General features: G+C 40.6%; 19 protein-coding genes and 2 pseudogenes. 7 read left to right on the top strand and 14 right to left on the bottom strand.

Annotation, left to right across the window (positions count from 1 at the left end):
- Window positions 1-187 precede the first annotated feature (187 nt).
- A pseudogene (locus B3297_RS23190) lies at window positions 188-1,010 on the top strand (RteC domain-containing protein).
- Window positions 1,011-1,016: 6 nt separating this feature from the next.
- Here B3297_RS23190 and B3297_RS23185 read toward each other — a convergent pair.
- Window positions 1,017-1,454 (bottom strand): hypothetical protein, encoded by a 438-nt coding sequence (locus B3297_RS23185; RefSeq protein ID WP_286726937.1) that lies wholly within the window; start codon window positions 1,452-1,454, stop codon window positions 1,017-1,019.
- Window positions 1,455-1,556: 102 nt separating this feature from the next.
- On the opposite strand from B3297_RS23185, the gene B3297_RS23180 reads away from it, so the two are divergent.
- The 6 genes and pseudogenes from B3297_RS23180 to B3297_RS23160 all read left to right on the top strand — a co-directional run bounded on the left by B3297_RS23180 (window position 1,557) and on the right by B3297_RS23160 (window position 3,987).
- Window positions 1,557-1,988: a hypothetical protein gene (locus B3297_RS23180; protein ID WP_139145004.1), complete on the top strand. Its 432-nt coding sequence runs from the start codon at window positions 1,557-1,559 to the stop codon at window positions 1,986-1,988.
- A 186-nt stretch (window positions 1,989-2,174) separates the two neighbouring features.
- The gene (locus B3297_RS23175; protein ID WP_070566717.1) at window positions 2,175-2,693 is read left to right on the top strand and encodes a hypothetical protein; all 519 of its coding nucleotides are present in this window, start codon (window positions 2,175-2,177) and stop codon (window positions 2,691-2,693) included.
- A gap of 103 nt (window positions 2,694-2,796) precedes the next feature.
- On the top strand, window positions 2,797-3,207 hold the full coding sequence (locus B3297_RS23170; protein WP_139145005.1) for a carboxypeptidase regulatory-like domain-containing protein: 411 nt from the start codon (window positions 2,797-2,799) through the stop codon (window positions 3,205-3,207).
- 113 nt (window positions 3,208-3,320) lie between these two features.
- Window positions 3,321-3,551 (top strand): annotated as a pseudogene (locus tag B3297_RS23165) (IS256 family transposase); the annotation flags it as partial.
- Between the two features lie 102 nt (window positions 3,552-3,653).
- Window positions 3,654-3,773, top strand: a complete 120-nt coding sequence (locus B3297_RS24940; protein WP_115050229.1) for a helix-turn-helix domain-containing protein — start codon at window positions 3,654-3,656, stop codon at window positions 3,771-3,773.
- Between the two features lies 1 nt (window position 3,774).
- Window positions 3,775-3,987 (top strand): Abi family protein, encoded by a 213-nt coding sequence (locus B3297_RS23160; RefSeq protein ID WP_088162435.1) that lies wholly within the window; start codon window positions 3,775-3,777, stop codon window positions 3,985-3,987.
- Between the two features lie 73 nt (window positions 3,988-4,060).
- Here B3297_RS23160 and B3297_RS23155 read toward each other — a convergent pair whose 3' ends face one another.
- From B3297_RS23155 to B3297_RS23095, 13 genes are all read right to left on the bottom strand, one after another.
- Window positions 4,061-5,230 carry an AGE family epimerase/isomerase gene (locus B3297_RS23155; protein WP_070566725.1) on the bottom strand — a complete coding sequence of 390 codons (1,170 nt, stop codon included), beginning with the start codon at window positions 5,228-5,230 and terminating at the stop codon, window positions 4,061-4,063.
- A 28-nt stretch (window positions 5,231-5,258) separates the two neighbouring features.
- Entirely contained in the window at window positions 5,259-6,674 is a 1,416-nt protein-coding gene (locus B3297_RS23150) for an MFS transporter (RefSeq protein WP_070566727.1), read from the bottom strand.
- Between the two features lie 23 nt (window positions 6,675-6,697).
- The gene (locus B3297_RS23145) at window positions 6,698-7,867 is read right to left on the bottom strand and encodes a glycosidase (protein WP_070566729.1); all 1,170 of its coding nucleotides are present in this window, start codon (window positions 7,865-7,867) and stop codon (window positions 6,698-6,700) included.
- A gap of 37 nt (window positions 7,868-7,904) precedes the next feature.
- A complete protein-coding gene (locus B3297_RS23140) occupies window positions 7,905-9,065 on the bottom strand; it encodes an alpha/beta hydrolase (protein ID WP_070566731.1) in 1,161 nt (386 codons plus the stop codon).
- 91 nt (window positions 9,066-9,156) lie between these two features.
- The gene (locus B3297_RS23135; RefSeq protein ID WP_070566733.1) at window positions 9,157-10,653 is read right to left on the bottom strand and encodes a glycoside hydrolase family 30 protein; all 1,497 of its coding nucleotides are present in this window, start codon (window positions 10,651-10,653) and stop codon (window positions 9,157-9,159) included.
- A gap of 253 nt (window positions 10,654-10,906) precedes the next feature.
- A complete protein-coding gene (locus B3297_RS23130) occupies window positions 10,907-11,998 on the bottom strand; it encodes a hypothetical protein (RefSeq protein WP_198385963.1) in 1,092 nt (363 codons plus the stop codon).
- A 200-nt stretch (window positions 11,999-12,198) separates the two neighbouring features.
- Window positions 12,199-13,245, bottom strand: coding sequence for a glycosyl hydrolase (locus B3297_RS23125; RefSeq protein ID WP_083295979.1), 1,047 nt, complete (start codon window positions 13,243-13,245; stop codon window positions 12,199-12,201).
- Between the two features lie 22 nt (window positions 13,246-13,267).
- Window positions 13,268-14,938, bottom strand: a complete 1,671-nt coding sequence (locus B3297_RS23120; protein ID WP_070566737.1) for a cellulase family glycosylhydrolase — start codon at window positions 14,936-14,938, stop codon at window positions 13,268-13,270.
- 6 nt (window positions 14,939-14,944) lie between these two features.
- On the bottom strand, window positions 14,945-16,132 hold the full coding sequence (locus B3297_RS23115) for a glycoside hydrolase family 26 protein (protein ID WP_088162439.1): 1,188 nt from the start codon (window positions 16,130-16,132) through the stop codon (window positions 14,945-14,947).
- A gap of 8 nt (window positions 16,133-16,140) precedes the next feature.
- Complete coding sequence (locus B3297_RS23110; RefSeq protein WP_201303565.1) at window positions 16,141-17,079, bottom strand: hypothetical protein; 939 nt, start codon at window positions 17,077-17,079, stop codon at window positions 16,141-16,143.
- A gap of 10 nt (window positions 17,080-17,089) precedes the next feature.
- Complete coding sequence (locus tag B3297_RS23105) at window positions 17,090-18,622, bottom strand: RagB/SusD family nutrient uptake outer membrane protein (RefSeq protein ID WP_070566742.1); 1,533 nt, start codon at window positions 18,620-18,622, stop codon at window positions 17,090-17,092.
- An 11-nt stretch (window positions 18,623-18,633) separates the two neighbouring features.
- Window positions 18,634-21,696: a SusC/RagA family TonB-linked outer membrane protein gene (locus B3297_RS23100; protein WP_157698540.1), complete on the bottom strand. Its 3,063-nt coding sequence runs from the start codon at window positions 21,694-21,696 to the stop codon at window positions 18,634-18,636.
- A gap of 224 nt (window positions 21,697-21,920) precedes the next feature.
- Window positions 21,921-22,850, bottom strand: coding sequence for an AraC family transcriptional regulator (locus tag B3297_RS23095; protein WP_236586013.1), 930 nt, complete (start codon window positions 22,848-22,850; stop codon window positions 21,921-21,923).
- Window positions 22,851-22,901: the final 51 nt, after the last annotated feature.

Below are 22,901 nucleotides of genomic sequence, written 5' to 3'. Positions count from 1 at the left end.
TAATTCGCAAAGACTAACCTGCATCATACTACAACCCTTTAAAGTATGCAACAAAAATCTATCTATCGTTCCATCATCAATACGGTAGAGGTTGAATTTTTTTAAGCAGTAATTGCATCATAAGCTAATACGAACAGTGTTAGCTTTTCTGTATTAACCAATAATATATTACATCAAAATGAAGCGAATGGATAAATTTTACAATGAAACATATCTTAAATTGGAAACTGCAATCCAGGAACTGGAGATTGAAACCGACTGCCCCATAAAAAGAATTGAAGCCGTTATACACCATATCATACAAAGCCTTGCCGACTTAAAGGACTTTGTACTGAAAAATGACTTTAAGAATATGGAAGAAGAAATCCATTTTTTCAAGTATCAGAAACCTGTTATTGTTTCAAAGCTCATCTACTACAATGCCATCTATAAAATCGAAACAAGAAGACCCTACGGGAACAAGCGTACCAAGAAATATTTTACCAAAGAACTGAAAAAGCTAAAAAGGTTCTTTGAAAACAACCTTGATTTTTACAAGTATTACCGCAGCAATAATTCTTTCGTTGACGAAAAATTCTTTGTGCGTGGCAAGCACGATATAAGGCTGTGGTTAGACACATTTTATTTTGAAGCAGACCATCGTTTTTCTACTTCACACGATTATAAGGTTGCCAAGATTATTGCCAATGACCTGATACAAGTTTATTTGGAAGACAGGCTCAATAACATCAATGTGAAAAGGGGTTCGGACAATTCATTGAAATGGACGGCAAGCAAAACGGCACTGACTGAACTCATATATGCACTGTACTCCCACGGTGTATTTAACAATGGGAATACAGATATAAAATTGATTGCTAAAGCATTTGAAGATGCCTTTAATATTGAATTGGGCGATTTTTACCATACGTTTATGGAACTGAAAGCCCGTAAGATAAACCGAACCAAATTCCTTGACAGCCTGTGTGAAGCCCTAATAAAAAAAAATGGACGAAAAGGACGAAAAGTAACGACTATTATAATACGCCACGAGGTGAATGAACGCCTTTTGTCCGTATAATGCTTTCCTGCACCTTTGGGGCTTCATTCTGCTTTTCTGCCTGCTCCGAAGCATCTTGTTTGGTTTCCGGCGTAATAGATAGCTGTATCTTTCTTTCTACGGCAGCCAGTTCCGTTTTAAGATCACTCAATCGACTTTCCTTAGCCCAAGTACCGTTAACCACTTCCTGAAGTATCGGTAGGTCTTTTGGTATTTCAGCGATTTTCTCCTGCTCCTGCTTCACAAAGCCCGGCAGTTTTTCCAAAGCCCTTAAAAAATTCATTGCGGCGGTTTCGGGGTCTTTTGCCATCAGACCGTTATTGTAGGTGTACTTGATATTGCCCTCGCCAGTTATAAAAAATCTATTGACCCTTTCGAGTGTTGAATTATCCTTTGGAAGTTCTGTTTTAACCAATAATTGAAACCGTAGAGGTTGCCTATTTCACGATAGTCGCCTGCCGTGCGGGCTTTGTTCGCAATCTCGTTCAGTTTTGCGCCTATTTGTTTCGGATTTGCATTGGGCGGCAAGCCATCTAACAGCACAGGGTTTTCGATTGTAAATATAAAATATTTAAAAGATGATAAAGATCTTGAAGGAATAATATCACTTCAGGGAGAGGTGCGCATGGGAGGAAGTAATAAAATAGTACCAAATGCAGAAATTGAAATTCGGGATACAAATAATAAATTAATTGCTAAAAAAACAGCTGATAGTAAAGGAAGATTTAAGTTTACCATAAAAACTGAACCTACTGTCGGGAATATTAATATAAATGGATCCGATGGAAATTCATTAGGTGAACTTGAAATCGCAAAAGTTGATATGGGTCGATTTTATTCACAAATAGAAATAGCTGTGAAACTGTTTATTATAAATGGAGTTATGAAAAGCACAGTACCCCTTTCGAAAAAAGAGATTAAAGAAATCAAGAATCAAAATAATAAATAGATATAAATGAGAATCAACTCAGAAAAATTATTAATATTGAAATGAGTTAGATTTTAGAGGTAGGTACAAGCAAGTTAAAAAAAAGCTTTTGATGGTGCTAAAAATTTCATCTTGTTTACAACGGAATCTATTCATATAAAGAATTTTTGTTTATTATTTGAAATATAAAAAAGGTCCAAATTTATAATGGCATTACGCATAAAGTTAAACCTTTGTGGTTTTAAACTTCTTCTTTTGCTAACACTCTTTAGCTGTTCCACAAAGAAGAATTATAACGACTGGGTTGATATAGACCAAAACAACTGCAGCAGCTATAGCCAACGAGGTAAAGGTTATACAGATGATGAGATATCGCCTTTAATAAAAGGCAAAGTGAGAATGTGCCATAATAATGAAAATGTTCCTTCTGCTAGAGTTTTCTTTCTTAGTTCAGAGAGTGATACAATTGGTACAGCCATCACCGATAAAAATGGAGAATTTTCGCTAACGATCCCATCCGAGGGATTGCTCCATGGAAAAATTATTGTAGATACATTTGGAACGGGGATGACTATCGAACATGTTTACATTGCGACAAATTTTAAAACCTACGCCTTAGACATAAAATTACCAAGGCAGCCCATGTATATTAATGAAATAGGTTCAAAAAAGGACCAGAAAAAGTTGAGGAAAGAAGTTGAAAAAGCAAATAGAAAACATAGATAGGTGTTATAAGTTGATCTGGGCTATTAAAATTTTAGTCTTTTTTTTGATCTTTTGTTTCTCATCATGTTCTGTCATCAGACCTAAAACAATAAACAATAAAGTATTGGGCGGGTACGAATCTTCAAGCTATTTAGACGAGAACGATTCGGAAGATTCTGTGACGATTTCAGGCATTATCACTGAAGCTAAGAAAAAAAGGAAGGTACCCAATGCAGAGATACGATTTTTAGACTCGGAAGGAAATACGCTCAAAAAAGTATCTTCAGACACAGATGGATCATTCAGTACAAGACTGGCAAAACTCACAAAATTTGGAAGTATCGAAATTGATGGAAATAGTGCTGGTTTTCTCACTATAGCAAACATAGACTTTGGTATTTTTGTCAATAATACCAGAATAAAAGCGAGATTATTCAAGTACGATTATTCTGCAACGGAGTTAGAATTTTACAAGAAAGAAGATCGAGACCAGCTAAAGCGAGAGATAGAAGAAATGAAAAAACAAAAGAGGTAACAGCATCGTACCACAAAGTGTATTAATTATAGAAATGGAGACTGTAACATGAACTGTGTCAGAGGAATAATTCAATAAGATTATGTATATTCAATTATTCAAACGACACGGTCATGAAAGAAAAAGACCCATTCGACTTTGAACGCTTCAAGGCAGAAGCCATGCAAGGTCTTTACGAAGGTAAAAGTTTGTCTCCCAATGATGGCGTCCTAGCGCCGTTAATGAAGCATCTGTTGGAATCAATGATGGATGGAGAACTGGAAAACCACTTGAACGAAGAGAAAGCTTCGGGCAATAGCAATCGTCGAAATGGCAAGACAAAAAAGACAGTCCGAGGTCTCAATTGTTAATTCGCATATAGATACCCCCAGCAATTCGCATTAAAATGCCACCACCTTAAACAATTAAGGTTTTACTTGTTGAGAGTATAATAAACTCTCAGCGTTATGTATAAAGTGGCTATGTACAATACGATAAAAACACTTTTGGAACACGGCAAATCTTTGCGGGAGATCTCAAGGGAACTTGGGATGTGCCGCAAGACCGTTTCGCGTATCCACATTTAACATGTATTGTTTTGATAGAGGACTGCGTAAGCTGGTAACCGCTGAACTCGAAAAGATAGAAGTCGCAATCAGAGCAAAAATGATTTATATATTGTCTCATCAATATGGTCCTTTTTGGTATAGTGCCCCTAACCTGTTCGAATCTCTCCAGCTCCACTTAAGGGGACACTTAATAGAAAGCACCCCCTTTCTTTATACCCATAAAGAACTATGAGTCAAAATGTTAAAACACCTACACATAGAGTTAGAAAATTTCAACAAAATGTTTAGTCTTAGGTTATCAATTATTAGCAGACGTGGTCATTAAACCGAAGCATTTCTAAACACATCCGGCCGTTATGATAAGGACATTTCCAGAAACCCGCCTTATCATCGTTACGATTCATTTGTCCATCGGGCAATACACTCCAGTACCATTCTCCAAATTGAACATCAATAAGTTTTGTCTGAATAAATTTCCAGACATTTTCTGCTAAATCTAAAAACTTGGAATCAGGTACAATTTTGGACAGATAGCTATAACCAACTACTGCCTCGGCCTGTACCCACCAATGTCTTTCGTCATCTAAATGACCATCTCTAAATTCGTAAGCCATACTTCCGTCAGGAAGGATCCCCTCCACGGCGGCGAGGCCAATGCTGGTCACAATATCTTTGATGGATTGGGAGAGTGCGGGAATATTCAATACGGTAGTAGCTTCCCACAAAAGCCATGCTGCTTCAATATCATGACCATATGATATGGTATCAGTTGTTGAGTTCCACTCCCGATCAAAAAAAAGATTGAGATGCCCTGTACGCGAATCATAGATTTTGCTAACGAAAAGATCGACCAGATCCTTTTGGGCTGAAATTAATTGATCATCTGGCCACACCTGTAGCAGATTGGTATAGGGCTCAAGAATATGTAAATGAGTATTCATGGTCTTGACCTGATTCTCGTCTTTTTCACTCAGCCGCATATCGGCTATCGGTGACCAGTCGCGCGAAAATGCTTCCAAATATCCGCCAGACTCATCATCAAAAGTATGCTCAATCAACTTAAAAAGATCTATTGATAACTCCAAAGCTTCGGATATTCCCGTAGCTCTGTAAAACTCCGAGAAACCATACAGTGCAAAGCCCTGTGCATAGGTCTGTTTTTTTGTATTGAGGGGCTTGCCCTGATAATCAAGCTCCCAATAAACTCCCCCATATTCTTTATCGATAAAATTATCGCGTAGGTAGTGGTAAGCCCGTTCAGCCATTCGTAAATAGGATATATCGTTAAATTGGCGATAGGCAGCTGAGAACGTCCAGAGGATCCTCGCGTGCATAACAGCTCCTTTGCTAGCATAGGGCACCAAATGATTATGCCCATCCATCTTTCCGTAAAAACCGCCAAATTCCAGATCGACCATTTTTTCACTCCAAAATGGAAGTATGTTGTTTTCAAGTATTTCTCTAAAACGATTCATTTAATTCAAGCTAAATGTATTGATTCATCTATTTTTTTTCAAGATCAGCCTCTCTTTTATTCTTTAGATCATTAAGGATCAGATCCATCCGTTTTTCGCTCAAAGGGTAAAAACTTATGAACAACACGGATAATACAGTACCGATTGCAGGGAAAAAACTCAAGAACATCCGAATACCATGAAGTGCTTCGTCACTCTGCTGCTGATTGGCCTGAAAACCATAATAGGCCAATAGCCAACCTGTCAGAGCCGTCCCAAATGCCCAGCCGAGCTTCTGACTCATCGATGAAGAACTAAAGATCAAACCTGTTGCCCTATTGCCTGTGCGTAGTTCGGAATAATCTGCACAGTCGGCATACATCGACCAAAGCAAGGGAAATACGCTCCCGGCGCAAATACTGATGAGTACCTGAAGAGAAAATATAAGAATTAGATCTTCTTTGCCCAACCAGTAAAAGGCAATACTTCCCACCGTAGCAATAAGCATGGCAATCATATAGGTGCTTTTTTTTCCGATACGATTACTGACAGGAGCTGCTAATACAACACCTAATATATTAGCAGCTTGCCCAAGGGCCAAATAAAGTCCACTTAATACAAATGGTACCTCAAAAATCATGATTCGGTCGATTTGATGCTCCTCAACATAATACTTGAAGTAGTATAGCGTTGCTCCATCCCGAATGGAATTAAAAACAAGAGCCGCCACCCCGGCTCCCAGCAGTATCCACCAAGGACCATTTTTTAGCAAGTCTCCGATATCTTGCTTTAATGTCGAGTGATGCGCCGTCACCTCTACAACCCTTTCCTTTGTCCAATAAAAACATAGCAAAAAAAGTATCGTTGAAAATGCAGCAATAACTAGTGCAGCCATAAACCAACCATGCTGAAGTGACGTAAGATCTGCTCCCGCCTTACTGAAAAAATCTATTAATGGGTTGAATAAAAGCAGGGTAACAAAACTCCCGATATAGGCGAATGTCATCCGAAAGGTAGCCAGTACATTACGCACTTTGGGAAAGGGACTCATTACACCCAATAATGATGCATATGGTACGTTGATCGCCGAATACACCATCATCATCAAGGAATAAGTCAGGTAGGCATAGATAATTTTTCCGGTATGCGAAAAATCAGGCGTATAAAATGTTGCTGCACCGATCAAACCAAAGGGTATGGCAACATAAAGGATGAATGGTCTGAACTTGCCCCAACGGCTCCGTGTACGGTCTGCAAGTGCACCTATAATGGGATCGAACAACGAGTCCCAAACTCTGGTGATCAAAAACATGGTACCAACAGCTTTCGCCTCCATACCAAAAATATCGGTATAAAAAAACATCAGGTACATACCAAACAGCTTCCAGAACATGGACGACGCTGCATCTCCCAGGCCATATCCGATTTTCTCTCTCAACGAGATTTTTTCATTTTCAATTCTCATAAGTAGGTATTCTGGATACAAATCTAACTATTCAGATTTTTTGAAGCGATCGTATGTACGACCTTGACTGATGCTGCTGACCGAAATCCATCCTGGGCTGTATTAAAACAATAATCAAGCAATCTGTCTATCGATGATAAGGCGACATGCATCCGTGTATCGCTCGAAGCATAATAGATATAAACGGTACCATCGGGGTCTGCGATCCAGCCATTTGAAAAGAGTACGTTGGAGACATCTCCTACTCTTTCTATACCCTTGGGTGCCATAAAATGTCCCGCGGGTTCAGCAATTATTTGGTCGGGATGTGCCAGATCTGTTACAAAAAGATAGAGTACATACCTAAGGCCTGCAGCACACATCCGTACGCCATGTGCCAGGTGTAGCCAGCCACGCTCGGTTTTAATGGGCGCTGGCCCTTGCCCATTCTTAAGCTCTTTAATGGTATGATAGTGTCGGTGATTTATAATTTTCTCTTCGGAAACAACCGCATTTTCCATACTGTCTACCAGCCCCCAACCTATTCCACCACCTTTGCCTGCATCAATAAAACTATCCTGTGGACGTGTGTAAAGTGCATACTTACCATCGACAAACTCGGGGTGGAGGACCACATTGCGCTGCTGACTGCTGGACTGTAAATCTGGCAAGCGTTCCCATGTGACCAAGTCGCGAGTACGTACAATGCCGGCAGCTGCAACTGCCGAAGATAGATCACCAGCAGGAGCTGCGGGATCTTTGCGTTCGGTACAGAAAATACCATAGATCCATCCGTCCGCGTGTAGCGTGAGACGCATATCATAGATATTGATATCTGGAATTTCGGTCTCGGGAATATCTATCGGATAATCCCAAAAATGGAAACCATCTATGCCATTTTCACTTTCGGCAATAGCAAAAAATGACTTGCGATCGTTGCCCTCTACACGCACAACCATAATATATTTGTCCTGCCACTTGATTGCCCCAGCATTGAATGTCCCATTGATGCCGAAACGCTCCATCAGAAAGGGATTTCTCTCCTCATCAAAATCATAACGCCAATGAAGTGGTGTATGATCAGCAGTCAGAACTGGATAGGTATACCGCTCGTATATCCCATTTCCTGGCAATAATGGCGTATTTTTTCGAGAAATTAGTTCCTGATGTGCTTGTTCGATAGCTTGTCTACGATTTTCAAATATTAAATTCATCTTCTATAAGTATAGTTTTGTTTCTCTTGTATATTTTCTATTTCTTGTGCTCTTTAAAGATCTGTTGGACAAATTTTTCCAATTGTCCCCTCCAGAATGACCATTCATGGCCAGCATCTGCCTGGTCATAGACATAATCAACCCCATAGCTTTTCAACTTCTGGAGAAAAGCTAAATGTCCGTTGTACCGAGGATCTTTGGTACCACAGCTGGACCAGATATAGACAGCTTGACTATTGGAAGAAGATTTTAAAGCTGACATATTGGGGATATAGCGATCAAAATCAAATGCTGGATCACTCAAAAGTCCCGAGCTAAATTGACCTATATATTGGAAAGTATCTTTATTTCGCATACCGATCACGAAAGCCTGCCCTCCTCCCATAGATAAACCAGCTATGGCCCGAGATGACTTATCCTTACCCACATTAAATCGTTGCTCGACAAGCGGCTTCACGTCGTTTAGCAACTCATCTTCAAGAAGATCCATCCCTTCAACTGAACTACCCCCGGCCCATGATCCATCCGTTAGACCATTGGTCATAACCACCAACATGGGTTTTATTTTTTTTTCGGCAATCAAATTATCCATGATATACGCAACACGCCCATCACGAAACCAACTCCCCTCATCATCTCCCCCACCGTGCCTGAGATATAAAACTGGCAGCGGTTTAGTTGACTGGACAGCTTGGGGTGGCACATAGACATAAAGGTTGCGCTGCTTATTTAATTTGCTAGCGGTATAGGTTAAGATGCGGAGTTCTCCGTGGTTGACGGCTCTTAACTGATCAACGGCAGGCTGACGTGCTATAATTTCCAATACACTGCCATACACTTCTGTGCCGTATTTGACTTTAGGATTGGCTAAATCTATAGAACGTTTTCCATCTACCACAAATACATACTGATAAATACCTGGCAATAGGGAGCTCGTAGATGCCGTCCAAACACCGCTTGTATCCTGTTCCATCGCCAATCTCATAATGTCCCAGTCGCCAATCTCGACCTGCACTTTGCTGGCTTGGGGAGCCTTCACACGGAAGGTAACCCGTCCACTGGAATCAATCGCAGGTGAAAATTTGCCTGTCGATGCCTGCCACCATCCGGCTGTGCTAAATGAGGATCCGTCCTGCTGTGCTTTAACAGGCAAATAGAGACCTAACAACGCTGTGCCCAATAAAATTAGTTTTTTCATCTGTATATCATTTGTTTTCAATGGTAATGAGGCCGCCAGATCTATTCTTCCCACTGTGTGGTTTGAATATTCATGGTGGTTTCATAATTTTTTATTCTGATTTCCAGCAATAGGTGCCTACTGCTCCAGCAGCTAACTTGATCATGCTGAATTTACCCTTATACTGAACTTTTACCTCCCGATCATAGAATGAACTGTTTGCAACAATCAGGACAATCTCTTTTTTGGGAGTAAGAAACGCAACATTGGGCAATACTCCACTATTCTGTACTGTAGTAACGCGTTTGATATCCGCGTTTTCCTCGTCCGTGGTAATGTCAATACCTTGATCATAAGGAGCATTGGAGGAAACACGTACCGATCCCGGCGGAACGAATTTTGAAATATGTGCAACAACGTAATAGGCCACATTTCTTGATACCTGATCTCCATCAATGGTAAGTGCGCCCTGACATATGGCACATCCACCATTATCTGTATGGGGATCATTATTGGGATCTGCGGCCAAATTCCACAATATCATATTCCGGCTCCAATTGCGCATGGTTCCGATAACAAGGCGTTCGGTCTGGTAGGCAAGGTTGCTGATTTTACTTTGGCTAGATTGAATGACCATCTGTTCTGTAAAATAGATATTTTTGTCAGGTCTAGCTTGATGCACCAATGACATCGTACCAATGTCACCTCCATAGTGGTGGAAACCGGATCCATCTACATATGGACCAATAGCAGGGTCATTCAACAGGGTCAATGGATAATCTGGCCGATCACAATTATGATCAAAAAGAATAATTTTTGTATCCGGCTTCAATTTGTTAAAGACGGGCAGTAAGTGGTCTCTTAGAAAATTGCGCATCTGCGATACAGAAAATGGCATACTGGGAGTATTCCTCGAATTGAGTGGTTCATTTTGCACGGTGATCATATGAATAGGGATCCCATTTTTTTCCATTTCCTGTACATAACGTAAAAGATAACGGGCATATACAGGATAACAGTCCGTCCTTAATGAACCGCCTTGAAACAGCTGTCCCACTTTCATCCACACAGGAGCAGTCCAGGGTGAAGCCATAATCTGAATTTTGGGGTTGATGGCCAAAATTTCTTTGAGTACAGGAATGACATGTTCGTAATCATGCCCCAGGCTGAAATTCAAAAGATCCGGATCTGCCTGGCCACCACTGAGATCATTATAGGTATAAACAAAGCTATTTAGATCGGATGCACCAATACTTAAACGGATAGCACTAATGGCGATTCCATCTCCGGCACTGAAAAGTTCGTGTAGAAGCTTAGACCTTTTATCGGGTACCATCTGATGTATCAGTTGGGCACTACCACCCGTCAGCGCAAACCCAAATCCATCAATAGTCTGGAATGCCTGTCTTTCGTCAATAACGATAGGTAGTTGACGCCCCCGTGATGTCGGCTCGAATACTGCCGGCGGCCCTGCGGAAAGCTGCGAAAGAGGCTGATCGTGGGTCACCCACTGGTTTAATTTGTGTTCTTGCGCCTTCAATTGAAAAACAGATAGGATCGCAAATAATAAGGCATATAATAATTTTGGATTTGGTCGTCGAATAATCATAATTTGTGAGCCTAGTCTGAATATTACAATTGGTTATCTTTTAACATCTCTACAGCAAATTTACTTGGTAAAGCTTACCTCGACTAATACTATTTTAGCAGTAGGTAATTCAATTCGAACTAAAAATCATCAAAACAACACGTAAACATCACTTACGGCGTATACTATTTTATCTCCAAATTGGCCAAACTAGTAAAAAAAGCAGTAAACTGCTCCTCTAACACCAATTACCAATCACTAGAATACAACACTGTTAGGGATAAACTAGACTCGGATAATTGACATAAAAATCATTTGTAGCCACTTTAATGGCATTGAAATTACCGTAGTTATCATTTTCCCATGGATTTTTCCATGCACATACGCCTGCGTACCCGTTCCAATAGCTTTGTTTGTAATAATTGGCCAGAGTAATATTCCAATTGCCGGAATTATTATAGGATGAGCTGTTGACATCATACCCCGGTGTTTCTCCGATCAAGACAGGTTTATCACCATTATCTAACCAATAGCCGATGGTCGTGGTAAATGGCGCCCCGGAGGATTGCCACTGGTACCAATGGGGTGAATAAAAATCTAAATAGGCGTTGGAATTGTTGTACTGCGCCTGCAATTTTGCATTGCTATAATTATTGCCCCCATAGGTATCCCATGATGTGTACCTATCGCTGTTAAAAATAATCCACATTGAACCTACCGTCACCGGCTTGGTAGAAAATTGGTTTGTCTTGGCCGCACACCATGCAATGAAACGCACGACATTGTTCTTATTTAAATTGCCACAGTTTGCATCACGCCACATATGCTCTGGCTCATTGCAGATATCATATCCCATAATGGTGGGTTCATTTTCATAACGCTGCAGAAAGGGGACAAGAAAATATTCGGTATACCACTGGGTTTTGTTGACGTCATTGATGATCTGCCTAAATTGATTGTACTTGCTGCTGGTATTCTTTACCATATCAAATGACCAAAATGTAACCAGCAGATACACTCCCTTTGATTTAGCGATCTGAACGAGTTGGTCCATATCTGTCCAGAACTGACTACTGGCACCTGTGACAAGACCGTCACCGTTTAAAGACGGACTATGGCTCCCCGACCCATGCACCCAGATTCTAGCAAGGTTAATTTTATTATCCTTATAACGCTGAAACTCATTGCTCCACCAGGTGTAATCAAAATTTCTACCTAAAAAATCTAAAGTATAATCGCTTTGCTTTTGCCAGGCTGTGTTGATACCATTGAAAAAAATCTGCTTTGAGGCAACATAAAATTTATTGCCCGAAATAGTCACGGCATCAGTGATTGAAGCCGGAGCAACACCATTGTTCAAAGCCATCTTTTTCTGCTTGGGCAGAGATTCTGCAGCCTGATCAAAAGCTTTTTTTTGGCAGCTGTATGACAATATGATCAAGCAGATACACCATAATTTACATAAAGATCTCATAATTGTTTATTTTGGTTATTCTAAGATAGTGAGCTAACGATATTGCTGGCTAATACTTTATTAACAAATAGTTGTACAAGGGTGTAATTATTCTACTCACCCAGCATAATTACCTGATCGGAACCGTATAATGCTTTGATCTTAGCCTCACTGTTCTTTTCAAAGACCAATTCTGACCAGCCCATAAAAAACACCCAATTGGGCTGGTCTTTAAGTACCTCAAGTGACGGTAATACCTGGCACTCTCCGATCGCCATTGGCCTTCCTGCTGCTACACGAACGATCGCATCATACTTTTCATTACTAAACCCCGTGTGATCATCGTATACATCAAGCGAAACAATATCCCAATAGGATCTTCCGGGATTATACAGCTCGACGTCAGTATCCAGGCTTTGAAAATCTTGAACATTCCAAACCCAAATTAGATTATCGAGCTCTTTTTTCTTAACCATAAAGTCATGTACATACCGGTAGAGTCTAGCGGTGCCTTTTTCTCCCGGGCGTCCCCCCCACCAAAATTTCCCCTGATTCATCTCATGAAAGGGCCTGAACAGAGCGATGACCTTGTTGTCTTTCAATCGCTTTAGATAAACTGCAATTTCTTCCATCATCGAGACTAATTTACCATGCTCTAAGGTCCCTTCTATAAAAAGGTTTTCCCACTGGCTGTCTGTCAAATGACTTAAAACGCCACGTCCGTCATCCCAGCTACAAGGTTGTCCATTGACAGGGTTGCAGGCGTGCCACATGATATTAACAATTGCACCCTGATGGAATTGGCTGATAGCCTCATCAATCATAGTGCTCCTGTGATCAATATTTTCCTGCTGAAATAAAAAATCACCGCTCCACAGCTTCGGATATCTACCTACTAGTTTGTTTATGGCATTGGTCCAGCGGGCAGGCTCACTATTGGGTTCGCGATTGTGTATACCACCAATAACACGCTTTCCCTTAATCCGGGATAGGTAATCCATTATCTTTTGCTTTTCTTTTTTAGCCGACCACGAAACAGAATCATTGACCTGCGTATTTGCCGCCAGCGATTGGCTAGTCAATGTTTTACAGCCGATCCCGGTGATCACGATTAATGAACTACATAGTAGCGCTAGTGACTTGAATATATTTTTTTCCATAATAGGTGATTTGTTACTGTCATTACTTAATAATATAAAGCTTCTCTTTTTTAGATCCCACAAAAAGATCTTTCAATAATATTTTTCCATCCTGATGATCTTTCAGCTCTTCTGCCTGATATTTTAATGTAAGCGGGTCAAATGATTGGATCTCCTTTTTGTTTCCGATGATGTCCAAAATCTCTACGCTACTACTAAAAACCTCATTCGTGGGATTGTAAAGATAGATATAGAGTTCCTCGCCACATTTTACGCCATAGGCTTCAAGCCTACCGGCTTTTAATGCCAATGGCTTGAATTCTCCTTTTCCATTCAGCAACATACGGTCGCTCAATTGCCGTACCCCACGATAATAAGGTAGCATATCCCTATTCTGAAAGTATTCCCACCACCAGCTCATCGGTAGGATCGGTGTTGATGAGAAAAGCCCATACCAGAGACCCCGTTTGAAATCTAATTCCATCTCATATGCAAAATCATCAAAATTTTGCTGCCAATCCCATTCATAGCCAAACTCGCCAATGACATAAGGCTTTTTATGTTTTGTGGAGTATGCATTGATTTCTGAGGGTATCAGATCAGTATGTTTGTAAATGTGTTTTTGATTGATATCTATTGCCTCGATATCATTGAGCCCCGGGATATCTCTATGGGATATGCTGGTAGTAACAATGTGTTTATATGGATCTATCTTTTTTAAATAGGTAGCCATTTCAGTATGCCATTCTACAATAGCTTTAGAAGAAATCGGCTTTTCCCGACCATTAAACTGTATATTATCTACTTCATTCAGAAACTCCCACATAGCAATATGCGGTGAATACCCCCAGCGTGACACAATGTAGCGCAAACGATTTTTATAAAGCGTTTTAGCCTCTTCGGCTGCAAAAAACTCGTCCGTCGTCTTTACCCCTCCGATATTATCGGATCTGAAATTACCCATTCCCAAAGTAAGCATAACATATAAATCGAGTGAATCGGCAAGATCGACGAGATGATCGAGCCGGCGTACTGCGCTGGGGTTAAAATGAGCTGGATCTGACTGGTAGCGATCATTGTTGAATCCGTCCTGAAAATCTATGGGCAAATTCCAGGGACAGATCCAGGTCCTAAAGAAATTGCCGCCATTTTCAGCAAATTCGGCAAGCATACGGTCATAATTATAAACGGAAGCATTTTGGTGCAGTGCTGCATAATATTTTGAATCGTCTTTACGCCTTGATTCCCAACAGATGTTTTCGGCTATCCCACGAAAGGATGTACCGTTATCAAATTGTAAGGACCAGTTATTTTTAACACTTAGAAATCCTTTTTCTGCCGTTTCCCGCACCCGCGCATCGAATTTCCTAGATGTGGCGACTATTTTTCCATTTTTGCTCAATACGAACTTAAAATGATAATCGCCATGCTGTCTGGGTGAGAACCGGGCATTCCATTCTGAAATATCCCCAGATTGCCCCTTTACATAAAAGCACGGCTGAAGCAGTACCTCACCTGATGCTGTATATATCTCCATGTCAAGCTTAATGTCTTCCTGCAAATAAGGGTTTGTCCAGGTCGATTTAAGTTTTATAACGAAATCCATCCGTCTTCCTTGAAGTGCTGCTGACTCCTTAAAATCGACAGAAATAATCTGGGAAAATGTAGTTACTGGAAATATGAAAAAAAAGATTATTCCAATTAAAAAGCGCATACCTGATTAATTGACGGTTACACCATCGGCCAATACATACATATTGGGGAGGTCCTTTGAAAATAAACTTATACTGCTCCTAAATAGCGTTTTGAAATCATCGGCTGAGGGATGCCCTTTCCATGGTCCATAGAAATGTATCCCTTGCTTTAATGGATCGTATTCATTTCGCCACATAACGACCATACTGATTTTTTTACCAACGAGTGGAGTGAGGATCTGCTCGGTCCAATAACTGACATAGGGTACATTACCATTTCTGATCCCTTCAATTCCTGTTTCGGTAACACCAGCAGGCTTTTTCTTTTCTAAAGAAAGCTCTTGCAACGCGTTTAAATTGGAAAGAAACGCTTGGGTATTTGTACCATGATAACAGTCCATACCGATAAAATCGACTAATTCATCCCCCGGCCAGCGGAATAGCAGATCTTCTTTCCGTCCATTATTGTCCCGTTGTGGCGATATCGCAAAAATAAAATTATGTACCCCTTTCGCTACTGTCAAATAAGATAACGTAAACTTCCAAAGCGCTATAAACTCTTCACTAGTCGTACAAGAACTTCCCCACCAGGACCAGCTTTGGGTATGTTCATGAAAAGGTCTAAAGATAACAGGAATCAATTTGCCATTGCCATCCTTCAATGAAAGTGCAAACGTGGCGAGATTATCCAACCAACTTTTAAATTTTAAATTTGTTGCACTTCCATCGGTCAAAATTTCTTTAACAACTGTTTTTGATGAATTGTCCCATGAATCCCCGCCCGTCAAGGGATTGTTTAGGTGGCACATAGCGGTAATAACTTCACCACGGGAACGCGCTTCAAGGATAGCCTTTTTACGGGCCTCGTTTAAAGTCGCTCTGGTACGGCGGTCATCCATCAATTCAGCAAAATCAACACTAAAAACTGCGGGGTAGTCGCCTACAATTTCGTAAACGTCAGATCTACCGGCAACTTCCTTCCATTCTCTGCCGTAGATCAGATCATCATGATGGCCAAACATAAAGCCTTTGTCTTTTATCTTCCATAATTGGGAGTAGAGCGCTTTAGTTTCTGCCGTCGCCTGCTTGTCAAATAATCGGAGTTCGATTTGTGAGGGTTTTTCTCCGGGCTTTTGATCTGTGGCCGGATCAGCCTTGGTACATGCCGTTCCACCTATTAAGATGGACACGGCATACATAAATAACTTCTTCATGATTTGGATCAATTACGCTTTTTCACTTCCACCCAATATCTTCTGGGCTTTTTCACAAACTTATCATAGTCTGTATAGATTGCAGACCAGTCGTCATTACCGTTCAATGAAAAAGCAAAAGCATTGTTAACAATTGTTTTAGCCTGTTTATTGCCAAGATCCTCGGTACCAGGACCAAGAAAACTACAATTTACGCTGCTTCCATCTGCGGCAATTAGCGTCAAGATATCGGTTGTGTAGTCCCGCTCCCATTTCCCTTCACCCTTCGGTATTTTACGATAAAATTTATTGACATCTGTTTTGGGGTCTGGTGTATAAATGAAATTGGCATATTTTCCGTCAGCGCCGGCATCATTTACAAATGTACCCGTAGTTTTACCTGTCGGTGTTACTCCTGTCAGTTTAAAGGTTATGCTATTATCCAATTCCACTTGAGGACCATCAGATACAGGCCATATCCATGGTTTACTCGTTAAGGATAAAACCGCGCCACCACCATATTCAGGCCCTGTACCACCATAAAGTACAAGTCCGGTAATATCGTAGGTACCGAGGATCGTTTCGGTAAAAGGCTCGACGATGACCTCCCATTCTCGAGATTCACCTGTCTCTGCTGTCACGGTATAATTATACTTATAGTTGCCGGCAAGAAAATTGACTTCAGAACCAGAGGCAGGCGAAACAGTAGCGCGATAAGATTGTTGGATCACAGGTTTCACTTTGGAAAAGTCAGTATTGTCCTCCACCAATACTTTTACTTTCACTGTCCCAGCGGCCCTGTCTACAACTGCTGCTCCTATCTGCGTAAAGCCTGTCCCCATGGAAAAGTTTTCAATGGATTTCTCATTGCTCTCGACTCCCTTATAGGGATCCTTTTTACAACCAAAGACTGTAAAAACCAATATCAAATATGCTGCAAAACCAGCTTTATATGTTTTCAGATTCATAATAAAATAGTTATGGTTTCAATAATGGGTTTGTATCAATTTCACGCTGTGGAATTGGAAAAAAGTATGCTCCTGAAGTGATGGATTTACCATACTTTTCTACCAAAACTTTTTCCATCAGATGATTGCGTCGTAAATCAAACAGCCTATTCCCTTCAAATGCAAGCTCTAGTGCACGTTCTTCAACTACTGCCTCACGAAATGCAGCGACCGATAGATTTGCTGTAAGCGGGCCTAGGCCTGCCCGGCTACGGATTTTATTCACCGCAGCATATCCCTCAGCTGTAGGACCAGCAGACTCTGCATAAACCAGAAGAATATCCGAATAACGTATCACCGGCGAATTGGTACTCATTTTATCTGCATCCCGAAGTGGATCAATGTACTTTCGGGTAAAAGGTCGCGAGAAATCCGCAATACCAAGTTTAATGGTTTTGCCATCGGGATTGACAACTTCTGAAACAATAAGGTCTGTTTTCCTCTTATCACTTGAGTTGTAGCTGTTGTAGTGCGCGGCCTCCATCTGAAAATGGTTCCACCCTTTACCAATATTGATTATTGTAGTCTCAGGATCGCTTGGATTGTATGGAATACGCATTGCAAAACCGGGATCAGGCAAAAACATGTTCGGTAATTTGGAATAATTCCCCTCGCGCTCACCTGAGCGATCTACAGCAGCGTCAAATATGTGTTCGGAAACGGCAGCTTTTTTATAAATTTCAGTATTCCAGATATCAGGTAACACACTTGTAAAATTAAAAATTTGCTGATCGTTGATCACTTTTGCGGCATATGTATTCGCTTCAAGATAGAGCTTTGTCGCATCAGTTACAAATTCGTAGCCTGGCGAAGTTGAAGCTTTTGAAGACGCCATATGGAGGTATACCTTTGCGAGTAATGACTGGGCAGCACACCGATTTGCCCTTCCCTCAAAATTTTTAGAAATTGACATCAATTGTTCCCCTTGCTTTAGATCAGCAATGATAACATCGTAAACCTGCTGGATACTTGACTTGGCTACAGGGATCTGCTCGGCCTCAACAAGGGGTTCTAAACGAAGCGGAACTTCACCGAATAGACGCACTAGATTAAAATTGTGAAGTGCACGCAAAAAATAAGCCTCGCCGATAATTTGATTGCGGTCAGCTTCCGCCATATTAGGAACGTTAGGAACATTGGCTATTACGGCGTTAGCACGTGAAATACCACGATAAAGATATGTCCATAGATTATCAAGATCTGAATTTGTCGAGGTAGTCCGTAATTGATCCAGTTCAAAATTTGACTGCCCTGCATCTGCTTTCGCTGTCAGATTCTCAGTCGGCAATTCAGTAATAATGTAATAACCCCTAGAATAATATCCGACTTCAGGCAAAATGGCGTAAGCATAGATCAAGCCTGAAAGCGCATCTTGCCCCGTCTTGTAAAAAGACTTTGAATTAACTATTCCATAAGGCTCTTCTGTTAGTTTAGAACAGGATATAAAAGTACTGCTGATTAGTCCTAAAAGACAAATAGGTATAAAAAGTTTATTGATTTTCATGGCTGTTTAATTTAAAATCCAACGGATAATCCAAGGGAATAAGTTCGAGGTCGTGGGTAATTACCCCAGTTGATTCCATCCAATCCCATCTCGGGATCAAAACCCTTGTTAAATTTGGTAAAAGTCAGTAAGTTATTGCCGGCGGCAAACAACCTTAATGTGCTGATGCCAGCAATCAGGCCCGGCTTAAAATTATAGCCAATGGTAACATTTTGCAGTCTAAGAAAGGAACCGTCTTCAACGAAAAAATCCGAAGCTTTATAGCCTCGCGTATTATTGGCTCTAGGATATAACTGACTTGGGTTATCGGGCGTCCAGCGCTGCACTTGCCTGCTCGGTGTCATCTTTTGAAGATCGAAAACATCATTCCCATATACGCCGTAAAACTGGGCACTTAGGTCAAAACGCTTGTACGAAGCACTGGTATTAAAGCTATAAATGAATTTAGGTGTAGGGTCGCCAATTACTGTACGGTCATATGTAGGATCTATGGTCCCATCAGACTCGCCCTTAGGGCCGCTGATATCGACGTATTTAATCTCACCTGGTAATGCCTCCCGCCCAGTAAGTCCGGCACCTATCCCTTCCTCCAATGTTTGAATTATTCCATTTGCACGATAACCATAGAACGTATACATTGGTTGGCCAACGATAAAATGGTTGACATTCTGACGTACCATTTCAATCAATGATCCTGTGACAACACGGTCACTCTCGCCCATTCTAACCACTTTGTTACGGTTGAGAGCGAAATTGCCACCAACAGACCACTGTAAACCGTCGGTTTGAATTACTTTAGCATTGAGTCCCAATTCGAAACCACGGTTACTTATTTCACCATCGTTTACCCATTGTTGATCAAAGCCTGAGGATGGTGAAATTGTACGCGTACGGAGTAAATCTTTCGTCTGCTTGTCGTAATAATCTGCCGTCAGGGTAAAGCGCTGGTTCATAAACCCGATATCCAAACCAATATCGAAAGATGTTGTCGTCTCCCACTTTAGGCTTTTGTTCCCTAAGCCACCAACGACAGTAAGCCCCTGCTCATTATTGGCTCCGGCCAAGCCCGGACCAAAGCCCGTCATAAAACCATTTTGTGATCCTACAAAATAGCGCTCAGAGCCATAGCGGTCCATGGTCTGATAAGGAGATATCCCCTGATTACCTGTCAATCCATAACTTGCTCTAAATTTCAGCTCGGAAAATGCGCCCAGGTGTTTAATGAATTCTTCTTCACTTATTTTCCAGGCGAATGCTGCTGACGGGAAAAAGGCCCACTTATTATTGTCCCCAAATTTAGTAGAGCCATCTGCGCGACCGGTCAGGGTAAAAAGATACTTATCTGCTAAAGCATAATTTACCCGTCCAAACCAAGAATTCAATGTAGATGAAGAGAGTCCATTACTGAGTGTCTTTGTCTTTGCACTGTTGAGATTTTCATTTTGAAGGTTATCGTTGACAAAATTCATCCCTATCAAATTACTCGTTCTGGTTGTTGATGTCTGTAAAGAGAAACCTCCTACAATATTAAAGCGATGTATATCGTTAAATGTCTTGTTGATGGTGAGATAGTTTTCATTGACTAGCTCATTATTGTTATAGTTGCTAATAGAGCCATAACCTGTATTTTCATAACCTCGAAATGTCACAGTGGCTGGCTCGTAGATATCACCAACAGAATTACCAAACTTAGTACTTAACTGTGTCCTAAACTGAAGCCAATCAGTAAATTTTATATTAGCAAATACTGTAGCCAAGACGTCTATAGTCTTTGACTTGTTGAGCACTTCATTAGCAATCGCTATCGGATTACCAAAATCCGTAGCCGATGTACGAAAATAGTTTCCATTTTTGTCATAAACAGGGAATATACGCGTACGGCCGGCACTCAAATTTTGCCCTTGATTGTTCGTATGTGTCAATATCACATTTGTACCAGCGGAGATAGCCTCAGTTAATTTTTGGTCTAAATTCAATCTGCCGGTATATTTGTCATACGCATTTTTTATCGCGAGTCCCTCTTCCTTATAATAATTACCGGACATGGAGTATTTTGTATTATCTGAACCTCCATCTACACCAAGCGTATAGTTTTGGGAAAAAGGGTTTCGATAGACTAAATCTGCCCAGTCGGTATTGGTGGTCCACTGTGGTTTATTGGGGTCCAACCCGCGCAATTCAGCTATAGACGGAAAGTAAACCCCACTCCTAACTTCGCCTAGATAAGGTAATTGACTTAAAGGAGTCCCCCCATTTAATGCCGCCTCATTTGCATAAACAGCTTCTTCGATGCCATCACGCCAAAGATCAGGTTTGACAGCTAGTGTCGAAATAGAATTTAAAGTGTTTAAAGATATTCTTGGTTTACCGGCTCTTGCCTTTTTGGTGGTAACCATAATAACTCCATTGGCCCCACGCGAACCATATATTGCTGCTGATGAGGCGTCCTTAAGTACTTCGATGGACTCAATATCTTCAGGATTTATCTGTTTTAGATCTCCTGCATCACCCCAGGGAAATCCATCAACAACAACAAGTGGCGCATTGGATCCATTGAGAGAGCTATTACCACGGATACGTACTGTAGCGCCAGCTCCAGGCTTACCGCTTGAAATTGCCACTTGGACTCCAGGGATCTTTCCTTGCAATAATTGATCCACTGATGAAGCCGGAGTCTTGTTTAGGTCCCCACCTTTGAGTGTGGCCACAGCGCCTGTAAGATCACTCTTTTTAACTCCGCCGTAACCGATAACAACCACATCCTCGAGATCGACTGTGGCGGTTGCCAAAACTGCATTTACAACTGTTTGATTATTTAATTGGACGTTTTCGGTCTTGAGTCCGAGCGAAGTGAAGGTCAAAACTCCTGTTCCGCCTGGCACAGAAATCTGATAATTCCCTTTTTCATTTGTGGTGACTGCCTGATTTCCATATTTTACTGTTACTCCAGCTAAAGGCTGACCCTGATTGTCCCGAACGGTTCCGGAAACTAATCGACTCTGAGCAACACTTAATTGAACGGCAAATAGCGCACTGCAAAAAAGAGTATAAGTCGTCAATAAACTTCTTCTCATAATATATAACATTTAGATTTATAAATTGCTTACTATGGGTAACTTCTATTAAGCATACGTACTGTATATCCCTTTCTTAATTGGTTAGCCTCAAGTATTAGACAAATATATTCCAATACCCCACTTAAAGATCAATACTATTTTAACCAAATGTTATACTCAAATTAAAATATACCCCATCTTACAATCAAAACCACAAAATACTATATATATTATTTTAACTCTTAAATGAAAACACGGCTGCCACTGAAGTTGAGTCTATAGGCAGATGGGGTACAATTTTTTTTACGTTTGAATGCCCGGTTAAAGTTGGAAATATTATTAAAACCACATAGGTAACAAATCTCAGCGACTGTATTGCTCGTCTCTATTAACATTCTGGTAGCGTGGCCAAGTCTTATTTCATTGAGATTGTCAATAAATGTTTTTCCTGTACGTTTCTTTATAAACCGGGAGAAAGAAACTTCGGACATATTGACCAGTTCGGCGACGTCATTAAGGGAGATCAATTTGCTGAAGTTTTTATTCATATAATCAAATGCTACATCTAAACGACGGCTTCGAAAATTCAGTGATTTGTCCAAAAGCATATCTCCCTCAACCAGTAGTTCAGTGTCTTTGCTTACCGATAAATCCCGCAAAATTAGCATTAATTTTATCACTGAATCAAACCCCACCGTTTTATGCAAATTCAATATTTCGGGTGCGATTGACTTAATAGTGCTTTTCGAGAATTTTATACCAAAGCTGCTTACTTGCAACATTCTTTTAATAAAATTCAGTTGATTTTTATTTAAAAATTGATCGCTAAATAGATCTTTATTCCATTGCACTGTCACTTCAACAATATTCTTTGATCTACAATTATTATTGAACCAGCCATGTGGCAAATTAGGGCCTGTCAAAACGAGCTCATAATCTCCAATTTCTTCAATCCTGTCTCCGACAACTCGCTGAGCACCGGAAGCATTCAAAATCATATTTAATTCGTACTCCTCATGGTAATGATATGGAAAATCAAATTTATCTTTAATGCGATGAAACACAGTGAAGCATTCTGTTTCTCTTAATGGAGTGACTTCTTTGATCGGATGGTGGCTCATAATTGTTAAAATACTATTATCTAAAATAACACTATAGTTATTAATAAACAATAACAGAACAATCAAATAGTATGAATCAAGCTATTATCAGTTAAAATAGTA

Source organism: Sphingobacterium sp. UBA3519, from assembly GCF_002377215.1.
Classification (GTDB): Bacteria; Bacteroidota; Bacteroidia; order Sphingobacteriales; family Sphingobacteriaceae; genus Sphingobacterium; species Sphingobacterium multivorum.
The sequence above is the reverse complement of the archived record's forward strand: the minus strand, read 5'-3'. Positions and strand labels throughout refer to the sequence as shown.

Excerpts from the sequence above, each read along its gene's own strand:
- B3297_RS23175 (WP_070566717.1), top strand. The coding sequence starts at position 2,175 with ATGGCATTACGCATAAAGTTAAACCTTTGTGGTTTTAAACTTCTTCTT.
- B3297_RS24940 (WP_115050229.1), top strand. The coding sequence starts at position 3,654 with ATGTATAAAGTGGCTATGTACAATACGATAAAAACACTTTTGGAACAC.
- B3297_RS23160 (WP_088162435.1), top strand. The coding sequence starts at position 3,775 with ATGTATTGTTTTGATAGAGGACTGCGTAAGCTGGTAACCGCTGAACTC.
- B3297_RS23155 (WP_070566725.1), bottom strand. The coding sequence starts at position 5,230 with ATGAATCGTTTTAGAGAAATACTTGAAAACAACATACTTCCATTTTGG.
- B3297_RS23150 (WP_070566727.1), bottom strand. The coding sequence starts at position 6,674 with ATGAGAATTGAAAATGAAAAAATCTCGTTGAGAGAGAAAATCGGATAT.
- B3297_RS23145 (WP_070566729.1), bottom strand. The coding sequence starts at position 7,867 with ATGAATTTAATATTTGAAAATCGTAGACAAGCTATCGAACAAGCACAT.
- B3297_RS23140 (WP_070566731.1), bottom strand. The coding sequence starts at position 9,065 with ATGAAAAAACTAATTTTATTGGGCACAGCGTTGTTAGGTCTCTATTTG.
- B3297_RS23135 (WP_070566733.1), bottom strand. The coding sequence starts at position 10,653 with ATGATTATTCGACGACCAAATCCAAAATTATTATATGCCTTATTATTT.
- B3297_RS23130 (WP_198385963.1), bottom strand. The coding sequence starts at position 11,998 with ATGGCTTTGAACAATGGTGTTGCTCCGGCTTCAATCACTGATGCCGTG.
- B3297_RS23125 (WP_083295979.1), bottom strand. The coding sequence starts at position 13,245 with ATGGAAAAAAATATATTCAAGTCACTAGCGCTACTATGTAGTTCATTA.
- B3297_RS23120 (WP_070566737.1), bottom strand. The coding sequence starts at position 14,938 with ATGCGCTTTTTAATTGGAATAATCTTTTTTTTCATATTTCCAGTAACT.
- B3297_RS23115 (WP_088162439.1), bottom strand. The coding sequence starts at position 16,132 with ATGAAGAAGTTATTTATGTATGCCGTGTCCATCTTAATAGGTGGAACG.
- B3297_RS23110 (WP_201303565.1), bottom strand. The coding sequence starts at position 17,079 with ATGAATCTGAAAACATATAAAGCTGGTTTTGCAGCATATTTGATATTG.
- B3297_RS23105 (WP_070566742.1), bottom strand. The coding sequence starts at position 18,622 with ATGAAAATCAATAAACTTTTTATACCTATTTGTCTTTTAGGACTAATC.
- B3297_RS23100 (WP_157698540.1), bottom strand. The coding sequence starts at position 21,696 with ATGAGAAGAAGTTTATTGACGACTTATACTCTTTTTTGCAGTGCGCTA.